Consider the following 23,560-nt stretch of genomic DNA (forward strand, 5'->3'; position numbering starts at 1 on the left):
GGCATTGAACGTCTCGGGCACGATCTGTGCCGAGAGGATCGCAACAGGTGCGGGCCTCAGGTGGGAGTTGGTGGCGTGCCGCACCGTATCCGGCCGCCACTCCTTCTCCAGGTCCACATGCACGACCTGATGGGTGGCGTGAACGCCTGAATCGGTGCGGCCGGCGCAGTGAATGCGCACGGGCGTGCCGGCGAAGCGCGCAATGGCATCCTCGACCGCCTGCTGCACGGAGAGGCCGTTCGTCTGATGCTGCCACCCGGTGAATGGCGTGCCGTCATATTCGACGACAAGCTTGTAGCGAGGCATGTCTAGTTCAGTTCTGCAAAAGCCCTGGCATAGGATACAGGGCCATGGGCGTCTTTCCCGTGATCGGAAAGCGCAAGGGCCTGGAGATAAGGCCCGTCATAGGGTGTTTTGAGCTTTTCCGCCAGCTTGGGATCGAAGCCGAAGCGGCCGTAATACTGGGGCTCCCCCAGAACGACCACCAGGTCGTACCTGTCTTCCGTCAGGCGCGTCAGGCTATGCCGGACGAGAGCCGCCCCGATGCCTTGCTTCTGGAAAGCAGGAGAGACCGCCAGCGGAGCCAGCACGCAGGCTTTGATGGATGGCGCCTCGTGCAGAGACATCCTGGAGTAGGCGATGTGGCCGGCCGGCTCGTCCGTATAGGCGGTCACCGACAGGATAAGGTCTTCGTCATCCTGCATCCGCCGGACAAGGTCGGCCTCGGCCAGCTGCCCGAAGGCAGCGGCATAGATGGCGTAGAGTGCAGGCCAGTCGGTAGTCTCCTCCAGACGGACACTCATGCCGGACCTCACCCAAAACGGGCGCCCGGACCAAGCCTTACGCCGCGCAGGAATTCCTCGAAAGCCACAGGGCCTTTGCCAGCTCTTTGAACCTGGATCAGACGGACAGCCCCGTCGCTACAGGATATTATACCATTATTGTCCAGCATTGTCCCAGGTGAACCTGAGCCTTTCCCCAAGGCCGCACGCAGTACCTTCACCCGCTCCAGGCCTTTGCCGAAATCGGCCGTGAAGTAGGCGCCCGGGAAAGGCGAAAGACCGCGAATGTGATCATGCACGGCTTTCGCCGGCTTCGACCAGTCGATCAGGGCGTCCTCGTTCTTGAGCTTATGGGCGTAGGTGACGCCTTCCTCCGGCTGAGGCGTGAAGCCCAGGCCCCCGCGCGACAGGGCGGCAAGCGCCCGCACCATGAGGTCGGCACCGAGCACCATAAGCTTGTCGTGCAGGTCGCCCGCGTTCATGTCGGGCGCGATCGCCACTCGCTCGACCATGGCGACCGGGCCCGTATCCAGGCCCTCTTCCATCTTCATCACGGCGACGCCGGTTTCCTGATCGCCGGCCATGATGGCGCGCTGGATCGGCGCCGCGCCACGCCAGCGGGGGAGCAGGGAGGCATGAAGGTTGAGGCAGCCGAGTTCCGGCGCCTCGAGAATGGCCTTCGGCAGCAGCATCCCATAGGCCACCACCACGGCCACATCGGCCCCATGGCTGCGGAAGATCTCCGCGGCCTCTTCGGTGCGCAGAGTCTTGGGCGTAAACACGGGGATCCCGAACCGATCCGCCATATTGTGCACCGGGGAGGGCTTCAGCTCCATGCCGCGCCCGGCGGCAGCCGGCGGGCGGGTGTAGACGGCTACCACCTCGTGGCCTTGGCCCACAATCTCGGACAGGGTGGGCACCGCGAAATCGGGGGTGCCCATGAAGACGACGCGCAGGCTCATGCCCCGGCCTCGCGCTTGGCCGCCTTCTTGAACTTGGTCACCACGCGGTCGCGTTTGAGCTTCGACAGATGGTCGATGAACAGAACCCCGTTGAGGTGGTCGATCTCGTGCTGGACGCAGGTCGCCAGGAGACCGTCAGCGTCCTGCTCGATGGTCTCGCCCTGCAGATCCATGAAGCGGAAGCGGACCCGGTCCGGCCGCTCGACCTCCTCGTAATATTCGGGGATCGAGAGACATCCCTCCTCATAGACCCGCTTTTCCTCCGAGGCCCAGACGATCTCGGGATTGATGAGCACCATCGGCTGGCGCTCGTCCTCTGACTTCGACACGTCCATGGTCACCATGCGGACCGGCACGCCGATCTGGATGGCGGCAAGGCCGACGCCGGGAGCGTCGTACATGGTTTCCAGCATGTCGTCCGCCAGCCTGCGGATCTCGCTCGTGATTTCCTTAACGGGCTCGGAAACCAGGCGGAGCTTGGAATCGGGAATGATGACAAGGGGTCTGATGGTCATGATCGCGGGAGATAAGCGCTTGGGCCGGGATGGTCAAATCGTTCGTCTTCGGCATCGGACCCAAAAGTGGGTCCACTTTTGGGGTTAAGCCGATGCTTATCATTCATGAGTGCATCGTTTTCGCGGAAAAGCGGAATCCACTTTTCCGCACGAGGCACTTGTGTTCGGATGCATCCGTCAACCGGAACCTTGACCCTTATGAACGACGTCGTGCTCATCCTCGGCCAAACCGCCCTGACCTGGGGGCAGATCGTCCTGGGGATGGCCGGTTTCAGCCTCTGTCTCCTGCTTCTCGTCACCGTGCTGCTCCTGCGGACCCGCCGGGATCGCGCCATGGAAGCACTGATTGCGGATGAGCGGGCGCGGGAAATGGACGACAAGGTGGCGGAGCTCACCCGTATCCAATCCGAGATGACCGGCCGGATGCGGACCATGGCGGAGGTCTTCGGCTCCCGCCAGAGCGACTTCGTGCGCATGATCTCGGAGCGGATCGACGGACTGCAGCACCGGGTCGGCCAGGGGCTGGAATCCTCCACGCGCCATCAATCCGAAAACCTGTCCAAGCTCAACGAACGCCTCGCCGTCATCGATGCCGCGCAGCAGAACCTGACGAACCTCACGGGCGAGATCGTTGGCCTCAAGGACATCCTGTCCAACAAGCAGACCCGCGGCGCCTACGGTCAGGGGCGGATGGAGGCGATCATCCGGGATGGGCTCCCGCCCAGCGCCTTCACGTTTCAGGCGACCCTGTCGAACCGCACGAGGCCCGACTGCCTCGTGCGCCTGCCCGGCGACGAACGCGGGCTCGTGATCGATGCCAAGTTCCCCCTGGAGGGCTTCACCCTGTTCCGGGAGGCCAAGGGGGACGAGGCGCGCAGCCGCGCCGCGAGCCGCGTGCGCAACGACATGATGGTCCATGTGAAGGACATTGCGGAGAAATACCTCATTCCCGGCGAGACCCAGGACATCGCCATGCTGTTCGTGCCGGCGGAATCGATCTACGCCGATCTCGCCGAGCATTTCGACGACGTAGTGCAGAAGGCGCATCGGGCCCGCATCGTCATCGTCTCGCCCTCGCTGCTGACGCTCGCCATTCAGGTGATGCAGGCGCTCGTGCGGGATGCCCGCATCCGGGAGGAGGCGCAGGTGATCCAGATCGAGGTGCAGAAGCTCCTGGAGGACGTGGAGCGGCTCGACTCCCGCGTAGCGAAGCTCGATGCCCATTTCCGGCAGGCGCAGGACGACGTGTCCCAGATCAGGGTGTCGACCGACAAGATCGTGAAGCGCGGCGAGAGGATCGAAGCCCTCGAGTTCGAGGAGGGCGAGGCGGAGGCCCGGGCCGAGCTCCTGCGCCTTCAGGGCCGCAATCTTCGGGCAGTGGATTAGGAACCGCCTTCCGCCCGCAACGTTCTTCCCAAGCTGAACGAAGCGCCAAGCAGATGATGGCGCTCGCATGCTGGCATATCTCAGAACCCGGGAAGGATTGCGCTATGGGCCTTTTGTCGAAGGACATCAAATCGTTGGATGATCTCTTCATCCACACCCTGCAGGATATCTATTACGCCGAGCAGCAGATCACGAAGGCGCTGCCGCAGATGATCGAACAGGTCACCGACCCGCAGCTGAAGCAGGCGTTCCAGACCCATCTCGGCGAGACCCAGCAGCAGATCCAGATGGTCGAGCAGGTCTTCCGCATGCATGGCCATGATCCGAAGGGCGTGACCTGCCCGGCGATCGACGGCATCATCGACGAGGCGCAGGAGATTTCGGGCGAGATCGCCGATCCGCAGGTTCTCGACGCCGCGCTGCTGGCCGCCGCTCAGGCCGTCGAGCACTACGAGATCACCCGCTACGGCACCCTCGTGGCCTGGGCCAAGCAGCTCGGCCGCGAAGACTGCGCCGGTGTCCTGCACCAGATCTTGGATCAGGAAAAGGCGACCGACCAGAAGCTCAACCGGATCGCCGAGAGCAAGGTCAACACTAAGGCTGCCTAAGTCTGTCGTTTCTACGGAACCGAAAATGGCCTCCGACAGGAGGCCATTTTTGTTGAGGCGCTATTTGGATTTGGCCGGCAGCGCACAAGCGCGCAGGAAATCCGCCAGATCGTTGGTGATGTAGTCGATGTCCGGCGTCTTGACCGCTTCTTGCTCGAAGCTCTCCCGGAATGGATCGAGAGTCTTTGGCACGATCAGGGTGGTGGTCATGCCGAGTTCGTGCGGCACGGTGAGGTTCTTGGCGATATCCTCGAACATGGCCGAGCGGGAGGGCTCCACCCCGTGTCGCTCAAGAAATATTTCATAGGCACGCCGGTCGGGCTTGGGCACGAAGTTGGAGGCCGCGATGTCGAACACGTCCTCGAAATGGTCGAGGATGCCGATCTTCCTCGCCACGTTCTCGGCGTGCTTGCGCGAGCCGTTGGTGAGGATAAGCTTGCGGCCGGGCAGCTTCTCGATCGCCTCGCCCAGGCTGGCATTCAGCTCGATATCCGTGTGGTCGATATCATGAGCGAAGTCGAGGAAGTCATGCGGATCGATGCCGTGCTCGTCGATCAGCGCTTTCAGAGTCGTGCCGTATTTGTGATAAAAATACTTCTGCAGCGCCTGCGCCGAGAGCCCATCGAGCCCGAAGAGTTCGGTGATGTAGAGGGTAATCCGCTGGTCGATCTGCGGCCAGACCCGCGAGGTGTGCGGGTAGAGGGTGTTGTCCAGGTCGAAAACCCACGTCTCCACATGGGAGAACGGACGGGACTCGGCGGAGGACAGGTGGCTCTCGATGGCTGGTTTGGCGTTCATGGATTCCAAAGACGACAATGGGGCCGTGCGGCCCCACTGCTCGAAATATAAGCTCTCTCTGCCGCTTCGTGAAGGGCAGACCTTACCCTCTGCGGATCAGCGTGCCGGCGCCGTGGTCGGTGAACAGCTCCAGCAGCACCGCATGGGGAACCTTGCCGTCGAGGATGACCACCGCCTCCACACCCCGCTCCAGGGCATAGATGCAGGTCTCGATCTTCGGGATCATGCCGTCCGTGATGGTGCCGTCCGCGATCAGGCGGCGGCAATCCTCGATGGTCATCTCGGGGATGAGGTTCTTGTTCTTGTCGAGAACGCCTGGGACGTCGGTGAGCAGGAGGAGGCGCTTGGCCGTCAAGGCGCCTGCGATGGCACCGGCAAAGGTGTCGGCATTGACGTTGTAGGTCTGGCCGTCCTGGCCGATCGCCACGGGGGCCAGCACCGGGATCAGCTCGGCCTGGAGCACCTGGTCCAGAACTTCCCGGTTCACCTGCTCGGGTTCGCCGACGAAGCCTAAATCCACCACCTTCTCGATGTTGGAATCCGGGTCGATCGCCGTGCGGGTCACCTTACGGGCCACGACCATGTTGCCGTCCTTGCCGGACAGGCCCACGGCCTTGCCGCCCTCGGCGCCGATCCAGCCGACGATCTGCTTGTTGATGGAGCCGGCCAGCACCATCTCGACCACCTCGACGGTGGCCGCATCCGTGACGCGAAGCCCGCCCTTGAACTCGGACTTGATGCCGAGCTTCTCGAGCATTTTCCCGATCTGCGGCCCGCCGCCATGGACGACCACGGGCTTGATGCCCGCCTGTTCGAGCAGAACCACGTCCTCGGCGAAATCCTCGGCCGCTGCCCGGTCACCCATGGCGTGGCCACCGTACTTGATTACGACCATCTGCTGGTCATAGCGCTGCATGTGCGGCAGGGCCTGCACAAGCACTTCGGCCTGCACATGGACGTCGGGAAGAGGAGTGGACGGATCGGACATGAGCGGCTCCGGCGCGGTCAACAGGATCGGACGGCCTGCCTTCTAGCCGAAGGAGGCGCTGCTGCAAACAGGGACTTCAGGCTCTCACACGAAGAAGGGCGGAGATCCCCACCAGCAGCCACCCGAGCATGAGGACGATCCCACCCGCAGGCGCTGCTCTTGGAAACAGCGCCACGCCCGAAAAGGCGCGGCGGGAGAGGTCGCCACAAAACAGGATGAGCCCGAGCACCAGCACGTAGCCGGCGATCTGACCCAGCATCGGGCTCACGGCTCCGACTGCGATCAGAGCCACGAGGGCGAGCAGGGCAGGGGCGTGGAAGAGGAGGAACTGCGCCGCCGTCGTGAGGTTACCGCCCGTCACGTGGGCTGCCGCGGCCGAGAGGCCGACGCCGAGGAGGCCTGACAGGGAGGCCAGGACGATCAGAATCCGGATGGCGAGCGTCATCCTGCGCCACGCTCGCTCAGGAGCTTGGCGATGCCGGCGCGCAGCTCCGGCATGCCGAAGCCGGTGCGGCTGGACGTGGGCAGGATCTCCGGGAAGGCGGCCGCCCGCTTCTCGATCTTCTTCAGAGTGTCGTCCATGCGCTTCTCGAGCTCGCCCGGCTTCAGCTCGTCCGCCTTGGTGAGCACGACCTGATAGGAGACGGCCGCGGTGCCGAGGGTTTCCAGCACCGCCTCGTCCACCGGCTTGATGCCATGGCGGGCATCGATCAGCACATAAACGCGGGCGAGGCTCGCCCGGCCCCGCAGGTAATCGTGGATCAGCTGCGTCCAGGCCTGCACCTTCTGCTTCTCGACGGCGGCAAAGCCGTAGCCCGGCATGTCGACCAGGTGGAAGCGGTCATTGATATTGAAGAAGTTGAGCTGCTGGGTGCGGCCCGGCGTATGCGAGGTTCGCGCCAGGGTGTTGCGCCCGGTGAGCGCGTTCACCAGGCTCGACTTGCCCACATTGGAGCGCCCGGCAAAGGCGATCTCCACCTTGCTCATGGGCGGCAGGTTGTTCAGGGCGTTGGCGGCCCAGATGAAATCCGCCTCGCCGGCGAAGAGCTTGCGGCCGATTTCGAGGAAGGGATCGATGTCTTGGGTCGGGGGGCTTGTCTCGGTCATGGGGCTCTTATCGGCGCTCGGGACGCATTCTTCAAGGCGCTTGCTTCAAAGCATTTGGCCGATGTCCTGCTCACAGCCAGAACGGATCGACCTTCGATAGCGCCTTTAGAGAGGCCTCGCTCCTGTCGAGAAGCTTTCCCCGCTGCCGCTGCAGGCGCTTGGGTGAAACCTCGGGGAGGTACATGGCAAGGGAACCGCCGACCGCGAGATCGTTCAGGTCGCCCAAGCTTTCCTGAAGCTCCTCCAGGAGGGAAGAAAGGGTCTTGCGGCGCTTCTGCGCCTTGCCCGAGGCGAATAGAGAGGCGAAGAACTCGGTGCCGTAGCGCAGCTTCTTGATGCGGATGCGCAGCTCGTGACGCTCCTCGTCGCCGACGTCCCGCAGGTGCTTTGCGAGCTTGCGGATGCGCTTGAAACGGCGCGAAAGCTCCCGTACCGCGAAATCCCGTGCAGAACGCTGGCGGGCGGATTTCCGACCCTTGCCGGATGTCGTCCAGGTTCCGGCCTCGATCCAGGCGGCCGCCTGCAGAATCACATCCATGAAGCGGCGGGATTCGAGGGCCTCCAGCAGATCCTTGTAGGCTTCCTCCCTGCGCCGCTCGATCTCCTCCATCTGCGACGGCTCCGGTCCTGCATCCTCCATGGAGCGCAGCCGTTCGATGAAGACGTCGAGGTCCCGGGCCGCACCCAGGGCCTGCCCGGCCCAGCGGAGGTTGTCTCGGATCCCGGCACTCTCCGAGTCTGTCAGCAACTGGGTCCTGAACAGGGAGATGGCGGCCCTCAGGCGCCGCAGGCCCACGCGCATCTGGTGCAGGGCAGCGGGGTCCTGCGTGAGCCGGACCAGGGCTTCGTTCTGCACCATGTGGGCGAGGCAGAATCGGGCGATGACCTGGAAGGCCTCGGCGCAGGTTGCATCCTTCGGCAGCTTTATCTTCTCGGTCCGGGCGGGGCGAAGGCTGCCCTCCTCGAGGAGACGATAGCCGCGCTCGGACTTTGCCACCGTCGAGAGTCTTAAAGGAGCCGTCTCGCTCAGGCTGCGGGCAAGGGCGAAGAGGGCGCCCGCATCGCCCTGTCGCAATTCGAGTTCGACTTCCGAGAAGGTGACAGCCTTGTCTCCACCGGAGGCTTTGGCCCGGTCGAGGGCTACCTCGATCACGGTACCGTCGAACGTGGCCTCAAAGGCCTTCCGGTCGGTCTCGACGGCAAAGGCCGGTTTGATGCCGGCCCGAAGGGCTTCGTCCGCGATGAGCTTTTCGAGAGGGGTGCCGGACGCTGCGGACAGGTCGAGTGCGCCATCGACGGGCGTCTCCCACTCGCCCCGGTCCATGGCGATAGCCTTGTGGGGACCTTCGGCCTTGATGGTCTGGGTGGCTTTGCCGTTGCGGCGGCGGATGCGCAGGCTGATGCCTTCCCGGTGGAGAGCATGGTCATCCGTGTCGAAATAGACCGCATAGAGACGTCCGCTCTGCTTGGGAAGCGGGCGCGCGCTGTCGAGGATGGGGTGCGCGAGCAGGTCCTCGGCAGCGCCGGAGGCGAGTTCCAGCTTCAGCTCAATCTCGCGGGGGGCAGCCGAGATCGGATCTGGTTTCGGCTTTTTCTTGGAGGCGCTCATGATCCGTCACCGCATTCTATGGAGGATGGATATAGATGTGTGCCGGACGGATGACATGATGGGCACACGTCATCTGCAAAAGAAAATCCCCGGGACACGGCCCGGGGATGATCACGTTTCAATCTGGCGCTGTTCAGCCCTTGGCTGAACTGGTCTTGCGGCTGAATGTTTTGCGCAGGTTGTCGAAGAGTTCGATCTTCACACCGTTGCGGCGCATGATGAAGCCCTGCTGGGTCACCGAGAGAAGGTTGTTCCAAGCCCAGTAGATCACGAGACCGGCCGGGAACGAGCCCAGCATGAAGGTGAAGATCACCGGCATCCAGGCGAAGACCTGCTTCTGCACCGGGTCCGGCGGCTCCGGGTTCATCTTCATCTGCAGCCACATGGTGATGCCCATAAGAATCGGCCAAACGCCGAGCATCAGGAAGTGGCCGATCACCGGAACCGCGCCCGGGTTGTAGGGCAGGAGGCCGAACAGGTTGAAGATTGACGTCGGATCCGGAGCCGCGAGGTCGCGGATCCAGCCGAAGAACGGCGCATGGCGCATCTCGATAGTGACGAAGAGCACTTTATAGAGCGCGAAGAATACCGGGATCTGGATCAGCACCGGCCAGCAGCCCGCGACCGGATTGATCTTCTCCTTCCGGTAAAGCTCCATCAGGGCCTGCTGCTGCTTCATCTTGTCGTCCGCATAGCGCTCGCGGATCGACGTCATCTCCGGTTGTACCGCCTTCATCTTCGCCATGGAGGCGTAAGACTTGTTGGCGAGCGGGAAGAACAGGATCTTCAGCAGCACCGTGACGATCAGGATCGCGATACCGAAGTTGCCGAACAGGTGGAAGAAGAAGTCGAGCACCTTAAAGAGCGGCTTGGTGATGAAGTAGAACCAGCCCCAGTCGATCAGGAGGTCGAAGTTCTTGATGCCGAGCGCCTCGTGATAGGAGTCGACGGTGGCAACCTCCTTGGCGCCTGCGAACAGGCGCTGCGTCACCTCCGTGGTGGCGCCGGGCTGAAGCGTCTGCGCCGCACCGAGCATGTTGGCCTGATAGATCTGGCCCGTCGGGCCTTGGCGCATGGTGAAGGAGCCCTGGTAGGGCTGCGCCTGATCCGGAATGACCGCAGCGGCCCAGTACTTGTCGGTGATGCCGACGAAGCCGCCGTTCACGCCTTCCCACACCTCGCCGACGGTGTTCTGGCCGGCAGGAACCGGATCTTCCTTGGCGATGGCGTCGTAGGTGTATTCCTGCAGGCCCTTGTCGCCGAGGACGCCGATGAGGCCCTCGTGGAGCACGTAGTAGCCGAGAGTCGTCGGCTTGCCGTGGCGGGAGACGAGGCCGTAGGGGTGCAGGGTCGTGGCTGCGGAGCCGCGGTTCTCGACGGCGTTCTTCACGGTGAACATGGACTTGTCGTCCACGGAGATCGTGCGCCGGAAGATCAGGCCCTGGCCGTTGTCCCAGGTAAGCGTCACCGGGGAGGATGCGTTGAGCGTCGTGCGATCAGCGGTCCAGACCGTCTCGGCGGTCGGCAGGGCGCCGTTCTCGCCCCCAACCCAGCCGAAATCGGCGTAATACGGGTTCTGAGTGCCGGCGGGCGAGAGCAGCACGATGTTCGCGCTGCGCGGATCCACCGTCTCGCGGTAGTTCTTGAGCGACACGTCGTCGATGCGGCCGCCGCGCAGGTTGATCGAGCCGGCGATGGTGGGGGTGTCGATGGCGACGCGCGGCGAGCGGGCCAGCGCCGCCTCACGGGTTTCGACCGCAAGAGCCAGCGGGGTGCTCGGCACCGTTCCCGGTACGGTGGGGGCAGCGCCCCCGGCCTGGCTCGGGCTGGCCGGTGGGTTCGGCGCATTGGGATTGACCTGCGTGGATTGCTGCTGCTGGGCAGCCAGGCGCTGCCTTTCGGCCTCCGGGGCCGCGAAGAAGTATTGCCAGCCTAGCAGGACCGCCATCGACAGCACGATGGCGACGATGAGGTTTTTGTTGTCATCACGCATGGGATTGTCCGCGACGCTCGCCGTTGGAGGGAGGTGAGGAGGAAGAACGCTCTGCGGGAGAGGCGCCTTTCGGCTTAGTGACTGCCCGCAATGCGCGCCGAAGATCGGCGATGAGAACGTCGAACTCGGCGGAGAGGATGTCTCGCCGTCCGATGACGACGACATCCGCATCTATATTTGCGTAGTCCTGACCAGCCGTGGGGATGGCGGCCCGGAGCCGGCGCTTGATGCGGTTGCGCTCCGTGGCGTGGCCGACCCGCTTCGTGACCGTGAGGCCGAAGCGCAGGCCGAGGCCAGAACCTTCCCGAAGGCGAGCCTGAACCGTCATCCGCTCGGTATGAAAGCGGCGGCCGGAGGCCGCCGCGACGAAGTCAGGTCTTTTCGTCAGACGCCCGAGGCTAGACGTTGCGCGAGCTTCGCGCATCGGGCTGCTCTTGACGGCGCTTACGCGGACAGGCGCTTGCGGCCATGAGCGCGGCGAGCGGCAATGACCTTGCGGCCACCCTTGGTCGCCATGCGCGCACGGAAGCCGTGGCGGCGCTTGCGAACCAGCTTGCTCGGTTGATACGTCCTCTTCACGGCACTTCTCCGGTAGAATGGGGCAGCGGTGCTCGAAGGCTCGCGCCCGTCTGGTTGGGAGGGGTTTCCCCCGAAACTGTTTCGAAAAAACGATCAGCGCCCAAGAAGAGCGCTGTCAGCTTGCGGGCTTATGAAGGAACGGAGTGGCAAAGTCAACGCTGCTTTGGCCTTCGTGCGGCAATCCGGCCCCGCCTCACCAAGCTGTGACGGATCGGCAGGCTTGACCTTACAGGGTGCTCCATACCACACCGGTTCCAGGAGGACACGTGGCCCAGACAGATCCGAAACCGCAGAGCCCGAAAGAGGCAGGTCGTTTCTGGCGCATGGTGCCCCTGATCGTCGTTTTGATAGCGATCGGAGCCGTTTTTGCAACGGGCCTGCACCGCTCGCTCACGTTTGAGACCTTCGTGCGCTATCAGGGCTGGCTCCAAGACCTCGTGGCCGCCAACGGTCCGGCGATGCTGGGGCTCTATAGCCTGATCTATGTGACGGCCGTGACCCTCTCGCTGCCGGCTTCGGCCTTTCTGACTGCCATCGGAGGCTATCTCTTCGGCTGGCCGCTCGGAGGCATCACGGCGAATCTTGCCGCAACGCTCGGGGCTGCCAATATCTTTCTCATCGCCCGCTCCTCCCTGGGGCGCCCTCTGCTCGAACGGGCAGGGTCACGCATCCAGGGTCTTGCGGCAGGCTTCCGGAAGCAGTCTTTTCTCTATCTTCTCTCCCTGCGCCTGATCCCCGTGGTGCCATTCTGGCTCACGAACCTGGCTGCGGCCTTCTTCGGCATGCGTCTCAGGCCCTTCGTTCTGGCAACCCAGCTCGGAATGCTGCCGGCCTCGTTCGCCTTCGCCCTCGCCGGCTCGGGGCTCGATGAGGTCATCGCCAAGCATGAGAAGCAGCGCACCGCCTGCATGACCCTGGGGCGGAGCGATTGTGCCATAGATTTCAATGCTAAAAGCCTGTTGACGCCCGAGTTGATGACTGCTCTCGCTCTGCTCGGGATTTTGGCGTTGATCCCGATTGCGCTGAAGCAATGGCGCCGTGGCAAAACAGGCGAGAGCTGATGGTGAAGCTGGCAGACCAAGAGGGCAGGCTTATCTTACGCCCTGACCTGTGCGTCATCGGCGCCGGCTCGGCCGGTCTGTCGGTCGCGTCTATCGCGGCATCCTTCGGCGCCTCCGTGGTGCTGGTCGAGAAGAACAGGATGGGCGGCGACTGCTTGAATGTGGGCTGTGTTCCCTCGAAAGCCCTGATCGCCGCGTCTCTTCACGCCCGCACCATGCGCGAAGCAGGGAGCTTCGGGATCGGGGGAGGGGAGCCCAGCGTCGACTTCGCCAAGGTTCATGCGCATGTGAAGGGCGCCATTGCGGCCATCGCCCCCATGGATTCAGGCGAGCGCTATCGGGCCATGGGCGTGTCGGTGATCGAGAGCGAAGCGCGGTTCACCGATGCCCAGACGGTTGTCGCCGCCGACCAGGTGATCGAGGCCCGCCGCTTCGTCATCGCGACCGGCTCCCGTCCCGCCGTTCCGCCGATTCCTGGACTTGAGCAGATCTCCTATCTGACCAACGAGACCATCTTCGATCTTGCCGAGAAGCCCGAGCATCTCGTCGTGATCGGGGGAGGCGCCGTGGGGGTCGAGATCGCTCAGGCCTATCGCCTCCTGGGCGCGGAGGTCACGCTTCTGGAGGCCGGCGAGCGCCTCCTGGCGCAGGAAGATCCCGAGATGGCAAGCATCATCGAAGGGGCTCTGCGGTCGGATGGCGTCGTTGTCAGAGCAGGTAGCTCCATCAGCAGGGTCGAGCCGGCGGAAGCGGGGGGCGTCGGTGTTGTCCTCGACAGCAGTGAGACGATCAAGGGGAGCCATCTGCTTGTCGCGACGGGCCGCAAGCCTATCGTGGATGACATCGGCCTCGAGGCTGCGGGAATCGCGTCCGATGCCTCGGGGATCCTCGTCGACAAAGGGCTCAGGACCTCCAACCGGCGCGTTTATGCCATCGGCGATTGTGCCGGCGGAGCGGGCGCTGGGGCCCGGTTCACCCATGTGGCCAACCATCATGCGGGCCTGGTGATCCGGAATGCCCTGTTCCGGCTCCCCATTCGCGTCGGGCAGGCTCCCATTCCCCGCGTGACCTATACGGCGCCGGAGTTCGCCTCCGTCGGGCTGACCGAGGCGCAGGCGCGGAAGGAGCACGGCACCATCCGCATCCTGCGCTGGGCTTTTGCCGACAACGACAGGGCCCGCACGGAGAGACGGACCGAAGGACATGTGAAAGCCGTTGTCACCCCGCGCGGCAGGATCCTGGGCTGCTCCATCGTCGGGGCTCATGCGGGCGAGCTGATCATGCCGTGGGTTCTGGCCATGAGCCGCGGCTTGAAGGTTTCCCATCTCGCCGGGTTGATCTATCCCTACCCTACATATTCCGAGGTGACGAAGAGCACGGCTGTGGAGTTTCTCAAGCCTTCGGCTCAGAATCCCTGGGTGCGGCGGCTGGTGTCCCTGGTTCGCCGCTTGGGATGAAATCGACCATGAGATCTGAGCAGACATCTCTTGCAGGGCGCATCCTGAGCCAGTTCGGTCTCTCCGCGCGCCTGCTGCTGCTCACGGTGCTGTTCGTGATGATCGCCGAGGTGCTTATCTACGTGCCCTCCGTGGCCAATTTCCGCCTGACATGGCTGAACGACCGCCTCGCCGCGGCGCAGATCGCCGCCATGGTGCTCGATGCGGCCCCTGAGGAAAGCCTTCCCGAAGAGCTCGAGATACGCCTCCTGCAAGGGGTCGGAGCCCGGGCCATTGCCCTGCGGGGCGGGGGGCGCAGGAGCCTTCTGGCCGCAGGCGACGTGCCGACCGAGGTGGGCAAGACCGTGGATCTGCGGGAAGCACGATGGATCACCCTGGTGCAGGATGCCTTCGATGTTCTGCTCAACCCGGCCGACAAGCCGATCCGGGTGATCGGCTCGGGCATGGGCGTCGACTTCGTCGAGATGATTCTCGATCAGCGGCCCCTGCGCCACGCCATGATCCAGTTCTCCCGCAACATCCTGTTCCTGTCCCTGTTCATCTCCGTCATCACGGCGGGCCTCGTCTATCTCACCCTGCAATGGGTGATCGTGCGTCCGGTGCGGCGGCTGACCGGCAACATTGCGGACTTCTCCAGCAATCCCGAGGATGCCTCCCGGGTCATCCGGCCGACGGATCGCGTCGACGAGATCGGCCTCGCCGAGCAGGCCCTGGCCCGCATGGAAACGACTCTGGCCGATGAGCTACGCCAGAAGCGGCGTCTTGCGCAGCTCGGCCTTGCGGTGAGTAAGATCAACCACGAGCTGCGCAACATGCTGACCACGGCTCAGCTCCTGACGGATCGCCTGGATAATGTGAGCGACGATTCCGTTCAGCGCATCGCCCCCAGGCTGGTCAGCACCCTCGATCGGGCGATCGCCTTCTGCGAGACGACCCTGGCCTATGGACGGGCGACCGAGCCCCTTCCGCAGCGACGCCTGATCCCCCTGGCGCCCATGATCGACGAGTTGTCGAACCTCACGGATCTCGCGCCCGAGGTCGGGATCGCGTTCCAGGCCGATGTCCCCGATGACCTGATGGTCGACGCGGATCCCGACCAACTCTCCCGGGTGCTCGTGAACGTGGTCCGCAATGCAGTCCAGGCGCTCAGCCAGACCGGCTCCCCCCATGGCCAGCCCTGTATCGACATCTCGGCCCACCGGGAGGGCGGCACTGTCGTGATCTTTATCAAGGACAACGGCCCCGGCATCCCCGAACGAGCGAAGGCCAACCTGTTCACGCCTTTCCAGGGCTCGGCTCAGAAGGGCGGCACGGGCCTCGGGCTGCCGATTGCCGCCGAACTCATCCAACTCCATGGCGGAACCATCGTTCTCGATGAGGGCCATGGAAAGACCTGCTTCAGGATCACCATCCCCGACCGGCTCACCCCGGCGGAAGCGAACTGAGCTTTCGGCAAAACTTCCGCATAAGAGGCTTGCCAACCGCGCCGGATCCCTTTATGTCACCGGCCTCGGCCAACGTTGCTTCCCGCAACGACTTAGCCGGTCACGCGCCCGTAGCTCAGCTGGATAGAGCACCAGACTACGAATCTGGGGGTCAGAGGTTCGAATCCTTTCGGGCGCGCCATTTTTTCCAAGACATAGATCCAAGCAGGATAAAAGGTTCGAAGGCGCGTTTCGCGCACTCCGGAGCCTTCGTAAGCGCGATCTCCTAAGGGGCGGCTTTACACTTCCGCCGTTGGGGTGACGCCGAGATCGTCCAGCTTGGCTCGAACCTCCGTGATCGACCGCTTCAGTTTCAGGCTGATAACCGAGACGGGAGTTCCTTCCCGGGCAAGGGTCAGAAGAGTTTGAACGGCTTCATAGCTCCAGGAACCGCCGGAAGAATTCATGGCCGAGACCTCCAATCGTTGATCCGTGAGCGTCGCCTTGAAGTGCGGCGAGATCATGAAAAGGGGAGGTGGAGAGGCGTTCGTCGCAACCTTAGCCGAAGATGTGCGTTCCCTGTAGAGGCAACACTGACAGGAACTCTCTCATGGGTATCATCTGGACCATCATCATCGGCTTCGTGGCAGGTCTGATCGCAAAGTGGATCATGCCCGGCCGGAACGAGCCATCGGGTTTCATCCTGACGACGATTCTTGGCATCGTCGGCGCTTTCATCGCCACCTATCTCGGGCAGGCCCTGGGCTGGTACCGGGCGGATGAAGGGGCTGGCTTCATCGGCGCTATCGTCGGTGCCGTCGTCGTGCTCTTCATCTATGGCCTGATCGCCGGGCGCCGCTCGAGCTCGACCTACTGATCGCACCTGAGGCCTCCTCAGGAAGCAAGGGCCACAGTTTCCGCTGTGGCCCTTTTGTTTTAGCCGTGGTGAGCGAGGCGTCCGCTCTCCGACGAGCCCGTCAGGGCTGCCTTGACCGGGCACTGGCCCATATATCCACGCCAGGCCAGATAGGACCCGCCCGCCAGCGCCAGGATGTTCAGGAGCGGGTTGGGGCGGGGCTTGGCGGCTGCGGCGGCAAGACCGAGGCCTGCCAGCATGTAGACGCTGCGCTCTGTCGTGCTGAGATTGGGCTCCCCGTTCATCAGCGATCCGGCCCTGGCCGAAATCATGTTGGTCACGTCGTTTCTCCTTAATTGGCAAGGGGTCGAACGCGACGCGAAGCGGTGTTGTTCCCCCTTCGAAAAAGAGTCCGGACAATGCCCGGAACCTCAAAGCTTGGCCTTCGTTGAGTCCACGCTTCAACCAAGGAGTTGTCACCATGCCAGCTAAGGAAAAGACCTTAGAAGACCTGTTTCTTCATACGCTGAAGGACATTTTCTACGCCGAAAAGCAGATCCTGAAGGCCCTGCCGAAGATGGCAAAGAATGCGGAGTCGGAAGAACTGGCAAAGGCGTTCGAGACCCATCGTGTGGAGACGGAAGGCCAGATCGAGCGCCTGGAGAAGGTGTTCGAGATGCTTGGCAAGCCGGCTCGCGGCGTGCAGTGCGAGGCCATCAACGGCATCATCGAGGAAGGCAAGGAAGTCATGGAAGACTTCGCCGACAGCGAGGCTCTCGATGCCGGCATTCTGGCTGCCGCTCAGGCGGTGGAGCACTATGAGATCACCCGCTACGGCTCCCTGAAGACCTGGGCTCAGGAACTGGGCATGAATGATGCCGCCAAGCTCCTGGATCAGAACCTTCAGGAGGAGAAGAAGACCGACCAGCTTCTGACCCAGCTCGCCGAGGCGCGCGTCAACACCAAAGCCGCCTGACATTCGGTCTGATGTCGAAAACCCCGCGCTCCAGAGCGCGGGGTTTTCTTTTGAGCCTCCGGAGGCGGGAAGGCTCAGTGACAATTGGCCGGACAGGGTGTGACGGCCGTGTCCAGGGTGAGCCGCATGGAGCCCGTCGGGGTGATCTCGAGAGCGGCTTTCATGGCGGCTGGATCTTCGACCAGATGCATGAAGGCCAGGAGCCTCAGCCGCACGATCGGCGGCAGCCGAGAGAGGCAGACCGCCAGCGTCTCGGTTGCTCCGTCCGTCATCTCCTCCTGGACAAAGGAAGCGACCGGCGGAATCTCGTCAGGCAGCGACATGGGGCACCCGATCAACGAAGGCAGAGGCGTCTGTGGCGCGCACCAGGCATGATCCGCGCAGTCCCGCGAGCCTGCTGACATGTCTCAGACTCTCGTCTGAAATCTGGATGGCGGCGGCAATGCAGGGCTGGCCCTCGACCATCGTCGGCAGACCTAAGGGGCGAACCTTGAAGCCAGCCTGCTGCCAGCGCGGCAGCCACCACATTTCCACCACGGCGGTGACCTCCGTGATGCCCTCCTCAAGGCAGAATTGCTGAAAGGCTGCCAGCAGGCGGCAATCCGTGCGGCCCATGCGCCGCTCCCTGACGATGAAGTACCGGGTGCATTCGAGAATCGTCGGACCGGACAGCACATCCCGGTCCCTGACTAGATGGGCGAAGGATTCGCTGATCATGTGCGGCAGCAGGGTCGGGTAGAGCCTCAGGCCCCCGATGACGCGCCTGTCGTCGAGGGCGATCAGGTAGGTGACCTGTTTGTTGTCGTAGACATCCACATCCCGCCCGTCAGGCCGTGCGAGATCGCGCCAGCCACGCTCACTCACGAAAATCTCGTGCCTCAGGCGGAAGTACTCGTCCAGGATCGCTTCATATCCAGCTTTGTTCTCATCGGTGATGACGTGAATTGAGGTCATGCCTCATGCTCTCCTTTTCCGGAGAGCAGTGTTCATGACCGGCCCGATTTGAATATTGTAGGAAGTTACAGGTGCTCCTGGCTCATCGTGCGGAAAAGTGGATCCGGTTTTCCGCGCTCAACGATGAGCCGGTAAGAAAGAAGCATCGGATAGATCCCAAAAGTGCAAATCCACTTTTGGGTCCGATGCATCAGATCTCGATGAGCCGATGCTGAAGCACTCTGGCGACCGCATGAGTCTTGTTGGCGGCGCTGAGCTTGGCGCAGGCGCTGCCGATATGGGCCGTGATCGTCCGCTCCGTCACCCCAAGGATTTCCCCCGTATCGGCGGCCGACTTCCCGAGCGCCGCCCAGCGCAGCGCTTCCTGCTCGCGGGTCGTCAGGGGGTTCGGCCGTGGAGAGGGGGCCAGGATGAGCCGGGCACGCTCGAACGCATACATGGTCATCAGGTGGATGGCGGGCTTGGTCTGAGGCGTCAGGTCAAGGTCCGGGCCGCTCATGGAGAGGCAGGCTTCGAACCCGTTCAAGCCGTGAATGGGAAGGCAATAGCCCTGCCGCATGCCGAAATCGGCAGCCCCTTGCATGATCTCCTTGCCCCTGGGGTTCGTCTCAGGGTCGAAGCGGGCTTCGCCCCACTCGAAGGGCTGGACGGTCCTGCGGCACAACTGGATCACGGGATCGTGCCGGTCGTAACTGTTCCGCGTGTAGCGCTCGTACCAGCCAAGGGGCCATTTCTTGAGCAGGACCAAGCTTTCGATCCGCTGCTCCGGGTGAGGCAGCCCGGTCATGATGAAGTTCTCGAACCCGAACTGGGCGAAGGAGCGCTCCATCGCGTCGATGATCGCCTGCGGCGAGGCCAAGGCGTCGAGTTCCTCGATGAACTCGAACGCTCGTACCGTATGGTCAAGGCTGCGGCCGCTCATGGGCGTCTCCCAGGCAAGTCTTAATCCCAGGCAAGTCTTAAACCTTAAGATTGAAATTAGATATAATGCTACCAAAAGTTTTAAAGCTGGCATAGACAAGGCAGGGTTCATCAAAGGCAGGAGCGGGGCTTGCAGAAGAAGGCGCCTAACCACATCGACAGGCATATCGGTAGCCGGGTGAGGGCCCGGCGGACCATGCTCGGCATGAGCCAGGAACGGCTCGCGGGACGCCTTGGGCCTTACCTTCCAGCAGGTTCAGAAATACGAGAAGGGCATGAACCGCATCGGTGCCAGCCGCCTGCTCCAGATCGCCGGCATTCTCGATGTGGGCATCGAGTTCTTTTTTGAGGGGCTCCCCGGCCTGCGGGCAGGCGGGTTCTCCGCGGACAGCCTCATGGCCGAATTTCTGACCCGCTCGGAAAGCGACCGGCTCGTGCGCGGCTTCCTGCGCCTCAAGGACGATGAAGCACGCAGGAAGGTCGCCGACCTCGTCGACTGGCTCGCCTCCGTCAGCTAGGAGGGTACTGAGGAAATCCTGAAATCTCGGTTTCGAGCAGCGTTCGGAACCTGCCGCGCTTCTAGTGGTTACTCCCTCACGATTGAGAGAGGTTGACCATGGGCGTGGGACAGCAAAACACCAACAGGCAGCAGGACAACGGCAACGAGGAATGGGACGCGCTGAAAGGCGATGTCGGCGATATCGCAGGTGCCGCCGCGGAGCGCAGCCGTTACTTCATCGACAGTGCGCGCGAGCAGGCGACGGATTATGTCGACCGCCGCAAGGACGACATCGCGCAGTCGGTTGCTGATTTTGCCACGACGCTGCGTGAATCCACTCATTCCTTCGACGAGCGGCCGAACATCCGCGCCGTCGTCGATACGGCGGCCGAAGGGCTGGAGCAGCTGGCGGATTCGATCCGCGACCGGAGCTTTGCCGACTTCTTCAACGAGTTCGAGGGCGTGGTGCGCCGCCGGCCTGCAACGGTGGCTGCCGTCTCCGTGGCGGTCGGCTTCCTCGCCGCACGCTTCATCAAGAGCACGGCCGAGGATCTGCGGTACGACAGCATGAATGCCGGCTCGGCTCAGGGTGGTCAGGGCCGCTCGCGCCAGCAAGGTCAGCAGGGCCAACAGCGCCCCCGCGCCAAAACCAGCGCCTGACGGAGGCCGTCATGCAGGGTAACGGCAATCAAACCATTCAGGGTCTCGTCGGTGAGGCGCTGCGGGAATCGACCGATCTCGCGCAGAAGGAATTCACCCTCTTCAAGACCGAGGTTTCCCAGAACATGCGGACCCTGTTCATGGGGCTCGCCATGGTGGTCGCGGCGGCGGTCTTCGCGATCGCAGCCGTTATGCTGCTGACCGAGTCGCTGGTCGAGTGGCTCGCAACCGTCGTCAATTCGGAAGCGCTCGCTGCGCTTATCGTCGGCGGCATTCTGGCCGTGATCGCCATCGGCCTCGGGCTGTGGGGGAAGAACGCCATGACGGCGTCGTCGCTCACGCCGCAGAGGACCATGCGTTCGCTCAAGCGCGATGCGGAAGTCCTGTCTGAAAGAGGTGCATGATGACGTCACAAAATCTGCAGGAGCTGGAGAGGGATATCGAGCGCAGCCGCGCTCAACTCGACCAGACCATCGACCGTCTCCAGGACAAGATGACTGTTTCCGGCGTCGTCGACGATGTACTCGGGACTGCCCGCAACGGACAGTACGGGCCGCTCTACGACCGGGTTCTGGATACGGTCAGGCGCAATCCCGTGCCGGTGATGCTGATCGCCATGGGGATCGGGCTTCTCGCTTATCGCCTCGGCCGTCCTACCCGTCCTGTGCGCCCAGCTCCGCTGATCGTGGCCGATGAGGATCTCATCACCGAAGAGCATCTGCTGATGGAGGTGGAGGATCCCCGGCTGTACGGGTCGGAAACCGTTCACCAGCCCGCGACGGACCCCATGTTCGAGCGCCCCGGCATGAATTCCCGTTACTGAAGAATCGAACAGGAGCTTTCCATGGCAAACACCAAGAACGAAACCGGCAAGCCGGGTGCGGACAAGCAGAACGACGCCGGCACGGCCGGCAAGGTTTCCGCTGGTACATCGGTCGGCAATATCGGCGAGGCCCCCATGCCTCACGCCCACGATCAGAAGTCCGCTCAGAGCGCTGGATCGGCGGGCAACACGCAGTCGGCTGGCCAGTCCAGAGGCTCGTCGTCCGGTCAGTCTTCAGGCCAGTCCTCGCAGCACAACGCCCAGAACCAGGGCGGCATGGCAGACAAGGCACAGCAGGCCGCCGATCAGGTGCGCCAGAAGGCTGAGGATGTCTATGAGGATGCTTCCGAGTGGGCAAAGGATACGTATGAGCGCGCCACGGATTGGGCCTCCGGCACTTATTCGCAGCAGCGTCGTCGCATGAACAAGATGGGTGGCCGCTCTTCGCGCGCTTTCGGCAATGCCCGTGGTGGCGTTCAGAGCTACGTGTCTGAAAACCCCATGGTGGTGGGCCTTGTTGGCCTTGCTGCCGGCCTGCTTCTCGGCGCCCTTCTGCCCCGTACCCGCCGCGAGAACGAGATGTTCGGCGAATGGGCTGACGAGGTTCGCAACCAGGGTCTTCGCTATGCGCGGGATGCCGCGAGCCGCGGCCGTGAATATGTCGAAGAGAATTTCAGCGGCGACGACGCGCAGTTCAGCCGGCATGAGAGCGAGTTCGGCGGCCAGCGCGACGCCAATCGTCACTGACACAAGGCACTAGACCAAATAGAAAAGGGCGCCGGTGAAAACCGGCGCCCTTTTGTTGTTCTTTTGCAGCGATTATTAAGAGGCTCACCAGCCCTGCAGAAACGACAACGGCCACGGCGAGGTGATGCGCGTACATCCGGCGTCATCATCTCGGCATCGTGACCGCTTCTGGTCGGCACGAGTGCCGCCAGCGTGGCCTTGAGATGGGATCAGCCTGCCCTGAATTCAAGAGGATGAGGAAGTTTCTTAACTCTGTTCGGCTAATTTCCTTCTCTGCACAGGATCCTTCAGGAACGCAGCGTCTCCGAGTTTGTTGGCTTCGAACAGGGCCAATTTCCTAGCTAGAGGCTCTGCGCGAAAGATGGTCCTCCTCAGGGATCCGGTGATGGAGTTGGGGCATGCGTATTCTGATCCTGGAAGACGATCCGGCAATTGCCTTTGATCTGCAGGCCATCCTGGAAGCCGATGGTCACGAGGTTGTCGACTCCCTCAGCTCGCTGTCTGAAGCCTACCAGCATATCGACGACAGGTTCGATTGCGCGCTCCTCGACATCGATGTGATCGGTGGCAAGAGCTTCGGTGTGGCCGAGACGCTCATGGAGCGTCACATCCCCTTCGTCTTCGTGTCGGCGTCCGTTCCATCGGATCTGCCACAGCCCCTGCAGCAGGCCGCTTTCGTGGCAAAGCCGTTCGAGGAGAAGGTGCTGCTGGAAACCGTCGAGCACGCCGTTCCCAATTTTCTCCCTTGCTGATGATCTGAACGGTCGAGGAACCTGTTCCCGTCCGGTGACTTCCCTCATCATGCAAGACTTCCGGTTCGGCTTCTGCTGCAAGTACATTCCCGAGGACGGTTTGGCGCAAACCGCCCGGGCCATGAACACGTCAACAGTGACGATGACTTATCTGGGTCGTCTCGAGCCGAAAGCTGCCTACGACAAGCTCGTGTCCGTTGTCACGCACAACCTGGAAGCCTTCCGGCTCCAGATCGAGCACGTGGCCGCAAGGCCGAGGCTGGAACGTCTTCACCGTCTGTCCAGCGATCTGCTCCCCGGCTACACCCATCCAAGCTGCCAGGAGTTTTATCGCGATCCGGATCTTCGCAACCTGATCGAAGCGAAGCTCGCGCAGGCAGGGCGCCTTGCTCGCGACAAGGATGTACGGCTGAGCATGCACCCTGGCCAGTTCTGCGTGATTGCTTCCGCCAATCCCTCAGCCGCCGCCAACGGCATTGCGGAATTCGAGTATCATGCCGAGGTCATGGCTCTTATGGGCTATGGTCAGGGATGGCATCCGCACGGGGCACACATCAACATTCACGGCGGCGCTAAAGCCATGGGTGCTGAAGGGGTCCGGAGCGGCCTCGCGCACCTGTCACAGACGGCACGCAATCTGATCACCATCGAGAATGACGAGGTGAGCTTCGGCCTCGACGATCTCCTGCCTCTCGTGGACTATGTGCCGCTCGTTCTCGATCTTCATCATCACTGGATCATGAGCCAGGGCGAGTACATCGAGCCCGATGATCCGCGCATTGCTCTAATCATCGCATCCTGGCGCGGTGTGAGGCCCGTGAGCCATGTGAGCGTGTCCCGTGAGGAGCTTCTCCCTGATTATGACATCCATAGCCTTCCGGACTTCAAGGCGCTCATTGCATCGGGGATCAAGCCGAAGGATCTGCGGGGCCACTCAGACCTGATGTGGAACGAGGCCATCAACGACTTGGTGATGCGCCACCTCTCCTGGTCCGATTTCGAGATCGAGGCAAAGCTGAAGAACATCGCCACCGAGGGTCTGGCGCATCATGTGGAGAGACGGAACTTCAGCCTTCAAGCAACAGGATAAAGTTTCATTAACG

General features: G+C 62.8%; 30 protein-coding genes, 1 tRNA gene and 1 pseudogene. 15 read left to right on the top strand and 17 right to left on the bottom strand.

From position 1 onward, the window contains the following. From JKL45_RS23460 to def, 4 genes are all read right to left on the bottom strand, one after another. The coding region (locus JKL45_RS23460; RefSeq protein ID WP_201864222.1) for a tRNA pseudouridine synthase A at positions 1-306 on the bottom strand (306 nt) is incomplete at its 3' end. Between the two features lie 2 nt (positions 307-308). After that, positions 309-803 (bottom strand): GNAT family N-acetyltransferase, encoded by a 495-nt coding sequence (locus JKL45_RS23465; protein ID WP_201864223.1) that lies wholly within the window; start codon positions 801-803, stop codon positions 309-311. Between the two features lie 8 nt (positions 804-811). After that, positions 812-1,744, bottom strand: a complete 933-nt coding sequence (gene fmt, locus JKL45_RS23470; RefSeq protein ID WP_201864224.1) for a methionyl-tRNA formyltransferase — start codon at positions 1,742-1,744, stop codon at positions 812-814. Continuing rightward, positions 1,741-2,259, bottom strand: a complete 519-nt coding sequence (gene def, locus JKL45_RS23475) for a peptide deformylase (RefSeq protein ID WP_201864225.1) — start codon at positions 2,257-2,259, stop codon at positions 1,741-1,743. Before def ends, fmt begins: the two co-directional genes overlap by 4 nt. Before the next feature lie 198 nt (positions 2,260-2,457). On the opposite strand from def, the gene JKL45_RS23480 reads away from it, so the two are divergent. After that, complete coding sequence (locus JKL45_RS23480) at positions 2,458-3,645, top strand: DNA recombination protein RmuC (protein WP_201864226.1); 1,188 nt, start codon at positions 2,458-2,460, stop codon at positions 3,643-3,645. Between the two features lie 104 nt (positions 3,646-3,749). Next, a complete protein-coding gene (locus tag JKL45_RS23485) occupies positions 3,750-4,253 on the top strand; it encodes a YciE/YciF ferroxidase family protein (protein ID WP_201864227.1) in 504 nt (167 codons plus the stop codon). Positions 4,254-4,313: 60 nt separating this feature from the next. Here JKL45_RS23485 and JKL45_RS23490 read toward each other — a convergent pair whose 3' ends face one another. The 8 genes from JKL45_RS23490 to rpmH all read right to left on the bottom strand — a co-directional run bounded on the left by JKL45_RS23490 (position 4,314) and on the right by rpmH (position 11,327). Next, the gene (locus JKL45_RS23490) at positions 4,314-5,051 is read right to left on the bottom strand and encodes a pyrimidine 5'-nucleotidase (RefSeq protein ID WP_201864228.1); all 738 of its coding nucleotides are present in this window, start codon (positions 5,049-5,051) and stop codon (positions 4,314-4,316) included. 82 nt (positions 5,052-5,133) lie between these two features. After that, a complete protein-coding gene (gene argB, locus JKL45_RS23495) occupies positions 5,134-6,039 on the bottom strand; it encodes an acetylglutamate kinase (RefSeq protein WP_201864229.1) in 906 nt (301 codons plus the stop codon). A gap of 76 nt (positions 6,040-6,115) precedes the next feature. Beyond that, the gene (locus JKL45_RS23500; protein WP_201864230.1) at positions 6,116-6,484 is read right to left on the bottom strand and encodes a DUF423 domain-containing protein; all 369 of its coding nucleotides are present in this window, start codon (positions 6,482-6,484) and stop codon (positions 6,116-6,118) included. Beyond that, on the bottom strand, positions 6,481-7,146 hold the full coding sequence (gene yihA, locus JKL45_RS23505; RefSeq protein ID WP_201864231.1) for a ribosome biogenesis GTP-binding protein YihA/YsxC: 666 nt from the start codon (positions 7,144-7,146) through the stop codon (positions 6,481-6,483). Before yihA ends, JKL45_RS23500 begins: the two co-directional genes overlap by 4 nt. A 70-nt stretch (positions 7,147-7,216) precedes the next feature. Then, on the bottom strand, positions 7,217-8,755 hold the full coding sequence (locus JKL45_RS23510) for a CYTH and CHAD domain-containing protein (RefSeq protein ID WP_201864232.1): 1,539 nt from the start codon (positions 8,753-8,755) through the stop codon (positions 7,217-7,219). A 133-nt stretch (positions 8,756-8,888) separates the two neighbouring features. Then, positions 8,889-10,748: a membrane protein insertase YidC gene (gene yidC, locus JKL45_RS23515; protein ID WP_201864233.1), complete on the bottom strand. Its 1,860-nt coding sequence runs from the start codon at positions 10,746-10,748 to the stop codon at positions 8,889-8,891. Beyond that, positions 10,741-11,172 (bottom strand): ribonuclease P protein component, encoded by a 432-nt coding sequence (gene rnpA / locus JKL45_RS23520; protein WP_201864234.1) that lies wholly within the window; start codon positions 11,170-11,172, stop codon positions 10,741-10,743. Before rnpA ends, yidC begins: the two co-directional genes overlap by 8 nt. A 20-nt stretch (positions 11,173-11,192) precedes the next feature. Continuing rightward, the gene (rpmH, locus tag JKL45_RS23525; RefSeq protein WP_027314822.1) at positions 11,193-11,327 is read right to left on the bottom strand and encodes a 50S ribosomal protein L34; all 135 of its coding nucleotides are present in this window, start codon (positions 11,325-11,327) and stop codon (positions 11,193-11,195) included. A gap of 266 nt (positions 11,328-11,593) precedes the next feature. Here rpmH and JKL45_RS23530 point away from each other — a divergent pair, with 266 nt between their 5' ends. From JKL45_RS23530 to JKL45_RS23545, 4 genes are all read left to right on the top strand, one after another. Beyond that, the gene (locus JKL45_RS23530; RefSeq protein ID WP_201864235.1) at positions 11,594-12,388 is read left to right on the top strand and encodes a TVP38/TMEM64 family protein; all 795 of its coding nucleotides are present in this window, start codon (positions 11,594-11,596) and stop codon (positions 12,386-12,388) included. After that, a complete protein-coding gene (locus JKL45_RS23535) occupies positions 12,388-13,845 on the top strand; it encodes a dihydrolipoyl dehydrogenase family protein (RefSeq protein ID WP_201864236.1) in 1,458 nt (485 codons plus the stop codon). Before JKL45_RS23530 ends, JKL45_RS23535 begins: the two co-directional genes overlap by 1 nt. An 8-nt stretch (positions 13,846-13,853) precedes the next feature. After that, positions 13,854-15,290 carry a sensor histidine kinase gene (locus JKL45_RS23540; RefSeq protein WP_201864237.1) on the top strand — a complete coding sequence of 479 codons (1,437 nt, stop codon included), beginning with the start codon at positions 13,854-13,856 and terminating at the stop codon, positions 15,288-15,290. Positions 15,291-15,394: 104 nt separating this feature from the next. Next, positions 15,395-15,471, top strand: a tRNA-Arg gene (locus JKL45_RS23545). Positions 15,472-15,568: 97 nt separating this feature from the next. Here JKL45_RS23545 and JKL45_RS23550 read toward each other — a convergent pair. After that, positions 15,569-15,736: a hypothetical protein gene (locus JKL45_RS23550; protein ID WP_201864238.1), complete on the bottom strand. Its 168-nt coding sequence runs from the start codon at positions 15,734-15,736 to the stop codon at positions 15,569-15,571. Positions 15,737-15,879: 143 nt separating this feature from the next. On the opposite strand from JKL45_RS23550, the gene JKL45_RS23555 reads away from it, so the two are divergent. Further along, positions 15,880-16,146, top strand: a complete 267-nt coding sequence (locus tag JKL45_RS23555; RefSeq protein ID WP_201864239.1) for a GlsB/YeaQ/YmgE family stress response membrane protein — start codon at positions 15,880-15,882, stop codon at positions 16,144-16,146. Between the two features lie 59 nt (positions 16,147-16,205). Here JKL45_RS23555 and JKL45_RS23560 read toward each other — a convergent pair whose 3' ends face one another. After that, on the bottom strand, positions 16,206-16,457 hold the full coding sequence (locus JKL45_RS23560) for a YgaP-like transmembrane domain (RefSeq protein ID WP_201864262.1): 252 nt from the start codon (positions 16,455-16,457) through the stop codon (positions 16,206-16,208). Between the two features lie 149 nt (positions 16,458-16,606). On the opposite strand from JKL45_RS23560, the gene JKL45_RS23565 reads away from it, so the two are divergent. After that, complete coding sequence (locus JKL45_RS23565) at positions 16,607-17,101, top strand: YciE/YciF ferroxidase family protein (RefSeq protein WP_201864240.1); 495 nt, start codon at positions 16,607-16,609, stop codon at positions 17,099-17,101. Positions 17,102-17,175: 74 nt separating this feature from the next. Here JKL45_RS23565 and JKL45_RS23570 read toward each other — a convergent pair whose 3' ends face one another. The 3 genes from JKL45_RS23570 to JKL45_RS23580 all read right to left on the bottom strand — a co-directional run bounded on the left by JKL45_RS23570 (position 17,176) and on the right by JKL45_RS23580 (position 18,977). Beyond that, positions 17,176-17,424 carry a hypothetical protein gene (locus JKL45_RS23570; protein WP_201864241.1) on the bottom strand — a complete coding sequence of 83 codons (249 nt, stop codon included), beginning with the start codon at positions 17,422-17,424 and terminating at the stop codon, positions 17,176-17,178. After that, positions 17,411-18,055, bottom strand: a complete 645-nt coding sequence (locus JKL45_RS23575; RefSeq protein ID WP_201864242.1) for an acyl-homoserine-lactone synthase — start codon at positions 18,053-18,055, stop codon at positions 17,411-17,413. Before JKL45_RS23575 ends, JKL45_RS23570 begins: the two co-directional genes overlap by 14 nt. Before the next feature lie 190 nt (positions 18,056-18,245). Then, positions 18,246-18,977, bottom strand: a complete 732-nt coding sequence (locus tag JKL45_RS23580; protein ID WP_201864243.1) for a helix-turn-helix transcriptional regulator — start codon at positions 18,975-18,977, stop codon at positions 18,246-18,248. Positions 18,978-19,106: 129 nt separating this feature from the next. On the opposite strand from JKL45_RS23580, the pseudogene JKL45_RS23585 reads away from it, so the two are divergent. The 7 genes and pseudogenes from JKL45_RS23585 (at position 19,107) to JKL45_RS23615 (ending at position 23,547) form a co-directional block, all read left to right on the top strand. Continuing rightward, a pseudogene (locus JKL45_RS23585) lies at positions 19,107-19,494 on the top strand (helix-turn-helix domain-containing protein). A 98-nt stretch (positions 19,495-19,592) separates the two neighbouring features. After that, entirely contained in the window at positions 19,593-20,135 is a 543-nt protein-coding gene (locus JKL45_RS23590) for a hypothetical protein (RefSeq protein WP_201864244.1), read from the top strand. A gap of 11 nt (positions 20,136-20,146) precedes the next feature. Beyond that, on the top strand, positions 20,147-20,539 hold the full coding sequence (locus JKL45_RS23595; RefSeq protein ID WP_201864245.1) for a phage holin family protein: 393 nt from the start codon (positions 20,147-20,149) through the stop codon (positions 20,537-20,539). Beyond that, the gene (locus tag JKL45_RS23600) at positions 20,536-20,958 is read left to right on the top strand and encodes a DUF3618 domain-containing protein (RefSeq protein ID WP_201864246.1); all 423 of its coding nucleotides are present in this window, start codon (positions 20,536-20,538) and stop codon (positions 20,956-20,958) included. The genes JKL45_RS23595 and JKL45_RS23600 overlap by 4 nt, the downstream gene beginning before the upstream one ends. 21 nt (positions 20,959-20,979) lie before the next feature. Further along, the gene (locus JKL45_RS23605; protein ID WP_201864247.1) at positions 20,980-21,705 is read left to right on the top strand and encodes a hypothetical protein; all 726 of its coding nucleotides are present in this window, start codon (positions 20,980-20,982) and stop codon (positions 21,703-21,705) included. Positions 21,706-22,103: 398 nt separating this feature from the next. After that, positions 22,104-22,457, top strand: coding sequence for a response regulator (locus tag JKL45_RS23610; RefSeq protein ID WP_201864248.1), 354 nt, complete (start codon positions 22,104-22,106; stop codon positions 22,455-22,457). A gap of 49 nt (positions 22,458-22,506) precedes the next feature. After that, positions 22,507-23,547: an apurinic/apyrimidinic endonuclease family protein gene (locus JKL45_RS23615; protein WP_201864249.1), complete on the top strand. Its 1,041-nt coding sequence runs from the start codon at positions 22,507-22,509 to the stop codon at positions 23,545-23,547. The last annotated feature ends 13 nt before the right edge of the window (positions 23,548-23,560 follow it).

The organism is Microvirga soli (assembly GCF_016734765.1).
Classification (GTDB): Bacteria; Pseudomonadota; Alphaproteobacteria; order Rhizobiales; family Beijerinckiaceae; genus Microvirga; species Microvirga soli.

What these genes read in the sequence shown, in the direction of transcription:
- JKL45_RS23485 (WP_201864227.1), top strand. Translation starts at nt 3,750, where the DNA reads ATGGGCCTTTTGTCGAAGGACATCAAATCGTTGGATGATCTCTTCATC.
- JKL45_RS23465 (WP_201864223.1), bottom strand. Translation starts at nt 803, where the DNA reads ATGAGTGTCCGTCTGGAGGAGACTACCGACTGGCCTGCACTCTACGCC.
- JKL45_RS23480 (WP_201864226.1), top strand. Translation starts at nt 2,458, where the DNA reads ATGAACGACGTCGTGCTCATCCTCGGCCAAACCGCCCTGACCTGGGGG.
- argB (WP_201864229.1), bottom strand. Translation starts at nt 6,039, where the DNA reads ATGTCCGATCCGTCCACTCCTCTTCCCGACGTCCATGTGCAGGCCGAA.
- JKL45_RS23550 (WP_201864238.1), bottom strand. Translation starts at nt 15,736, where the DNA reads ATGAATTCTTCCGGCGGTTCCTGGAGCTATGAAGCCGTTCAAACTCTT.
- JKL45_RS23595 (WP_201864245.1), top strand. Translation starts at nt 20,147, where the DNA reads ATGCAGGGTAACGGCAATCAAACCATTCAGGGTCTCGTCGGTGAGGCG.
- yihA (WP_201864231.1), bottom strand. Translation starts at nt 7,146, where the DNA reads ATGACCGAGACAAGCCCCCCGACCCAAGACATCGATCCCTTCCTCGAA.
- JKL45_RS23600 (WP_201864246.1), top strand. Translation starts at nt 20,536, where the DNA reads ATGATGACGTCACAAAATCTGCAGGAGCTGGAGAGGGATATCGAGCGC.
- JKL45_RS23605 (WP_201864247.1), top strand. Translation starts at nt 20,980, where the DNA reads ATGGCAAACACCAAGAACGAAACCGGCAAGCCGGGTGCGGACAAGCAG.
- JKL45_RS23615 (WP_201864249.1), top strand. Translation starts at nt 22,507, where the DNA reads ATGCAAGACTTCCGGTTCGGCTTCTGCTGCAAGTACATTCCCGAGGAC.
- JKL45_RS23535 (WP_201864236.1), top strand. Translation starts at nt 12,388, where the DNA reads ATGGTGAAGCTGGCAGACCAAGAGGGCAGGCTTATCTTACGCCCTGAC.
- def (WP_201864225.1), bottom strand. Translation starts at nt 2,259, where the DNA reads ATGACCATCAGACCCCTTGTCATCATTCCCGATTCCAAGCTCCGCCTG.
- JKL45_RS23560 (WP_201864262.1), bottom strand. Translation starts at nt 16,457, where the DNA reads ATGATTTCGGCCAGGGCCGGATCGCTGATGAACGGGGAGCCCAATCTC.
- JKL45_RS23610 (WP_201864248.1), top strand. Translation starts at nt 22,104, where the DNA reads ATGCGTATTCTGATCCTGGAAGACGATCCGGCAATTGCCTTTGATCTG.
- JKL45_RS23500 (WP_201864230.1), bottom strand. Translation starts at nt 6,484, where the DNA reads ATGACGCTCGCCATCCGGATTCTGATCGTCCTGGCCTCCCTGTCAGGC.
- JKL45_RS23510 (WP_201864232.1), bottom strand. Translation starts at nt 8,755, where the DNA reads ATGAGCGCCTCCAAGAAAAAGCCGAAACCAGATCCGATCTCGGCTGCC.
- JKL45_RS23590 (WP_201864244.1), top strand. Translation starts at nt 19,593, where the DNA reads ATGGGCGTGGGACAGCAAAACACCAACAGGCAGCAGGACAACGGCAAC.
- JKL45_RS23490 (WP_201864228.1), bottom strand. Translation starts at nt 5,051, where the DNA reads ATGAACGCCAAACCAGCCATCGAGAGCCACCTGTCCTCCGCCGAGTCC.
- fmt (WP_201864224.1), bottom strand. Translation starts at nt 1,744, where the DNA reads ATGAGCCTGCGCGTCGTCTTCATGGGCACCCCCGATTTCGCGGTGCCC.
- JKL45_RS23540 (WP_201864237.1), top strand. Translation starts at nt 13,854, where the DNA reads ATGAGATCTGAGCAGACATCTCTTGCAGGGCGCATCCTGAGCCAGTTC.
- JKL45_RS23575 (WP_201864242.1), bottom strand. Translation starts at nt 18,055, where the DNA reads ATGACCTCAATTCACGTCATCACCGATGAGAACAAAGCTGGATATGAA.
- rnpA (WP_201864234.1), bottom strand. Translation starts at nt 11,172, where the DNA reads ATGCGCGAAGCTCGCGCAACGTCTAGCCTCGGGCGTCTGACGAAAAGA.
- JKL45_RS23555 (WP_201864239.1), top strand. Translation starts at nt 15,880, where the DNA reads ATGGGTATCATCTGGACCATCATCATCGGCTTCGTGGCAGGTCTGATC.
- yidC (WP_201864233.1), bottom strand. Translation starts at nt 10,748, where the DNA reads ATGCGTGATGACAACAAAAACCTCATCGTCGCCATCGTGCTGTCGATG.
- JKL45_RS23580 (WP_201864243.1), bottom strand. Translation starts at nt 18,977, where the DNA reads ATGAGCGGCCGCAGCCTTGACCATACGGTACGAGCGTTCGAGTTCATC.
- JKL45_RS23570 (WP_201864241.1), bottom strand. Translation starts at nt 17,424, where the DNA reads ATGTCGCTGCCTGACGAGATTCCGCCGGTCGCTTCCTTTGTCCAGGAG.
- JKL45_RS23565 (WP_201864240.1), top strand. Translation starts at nt 16,607, where the DNA reads ATGCCAGCTAAGGAAAAGACCTTAGAAGACCTGTTTCTTCATACGCTG.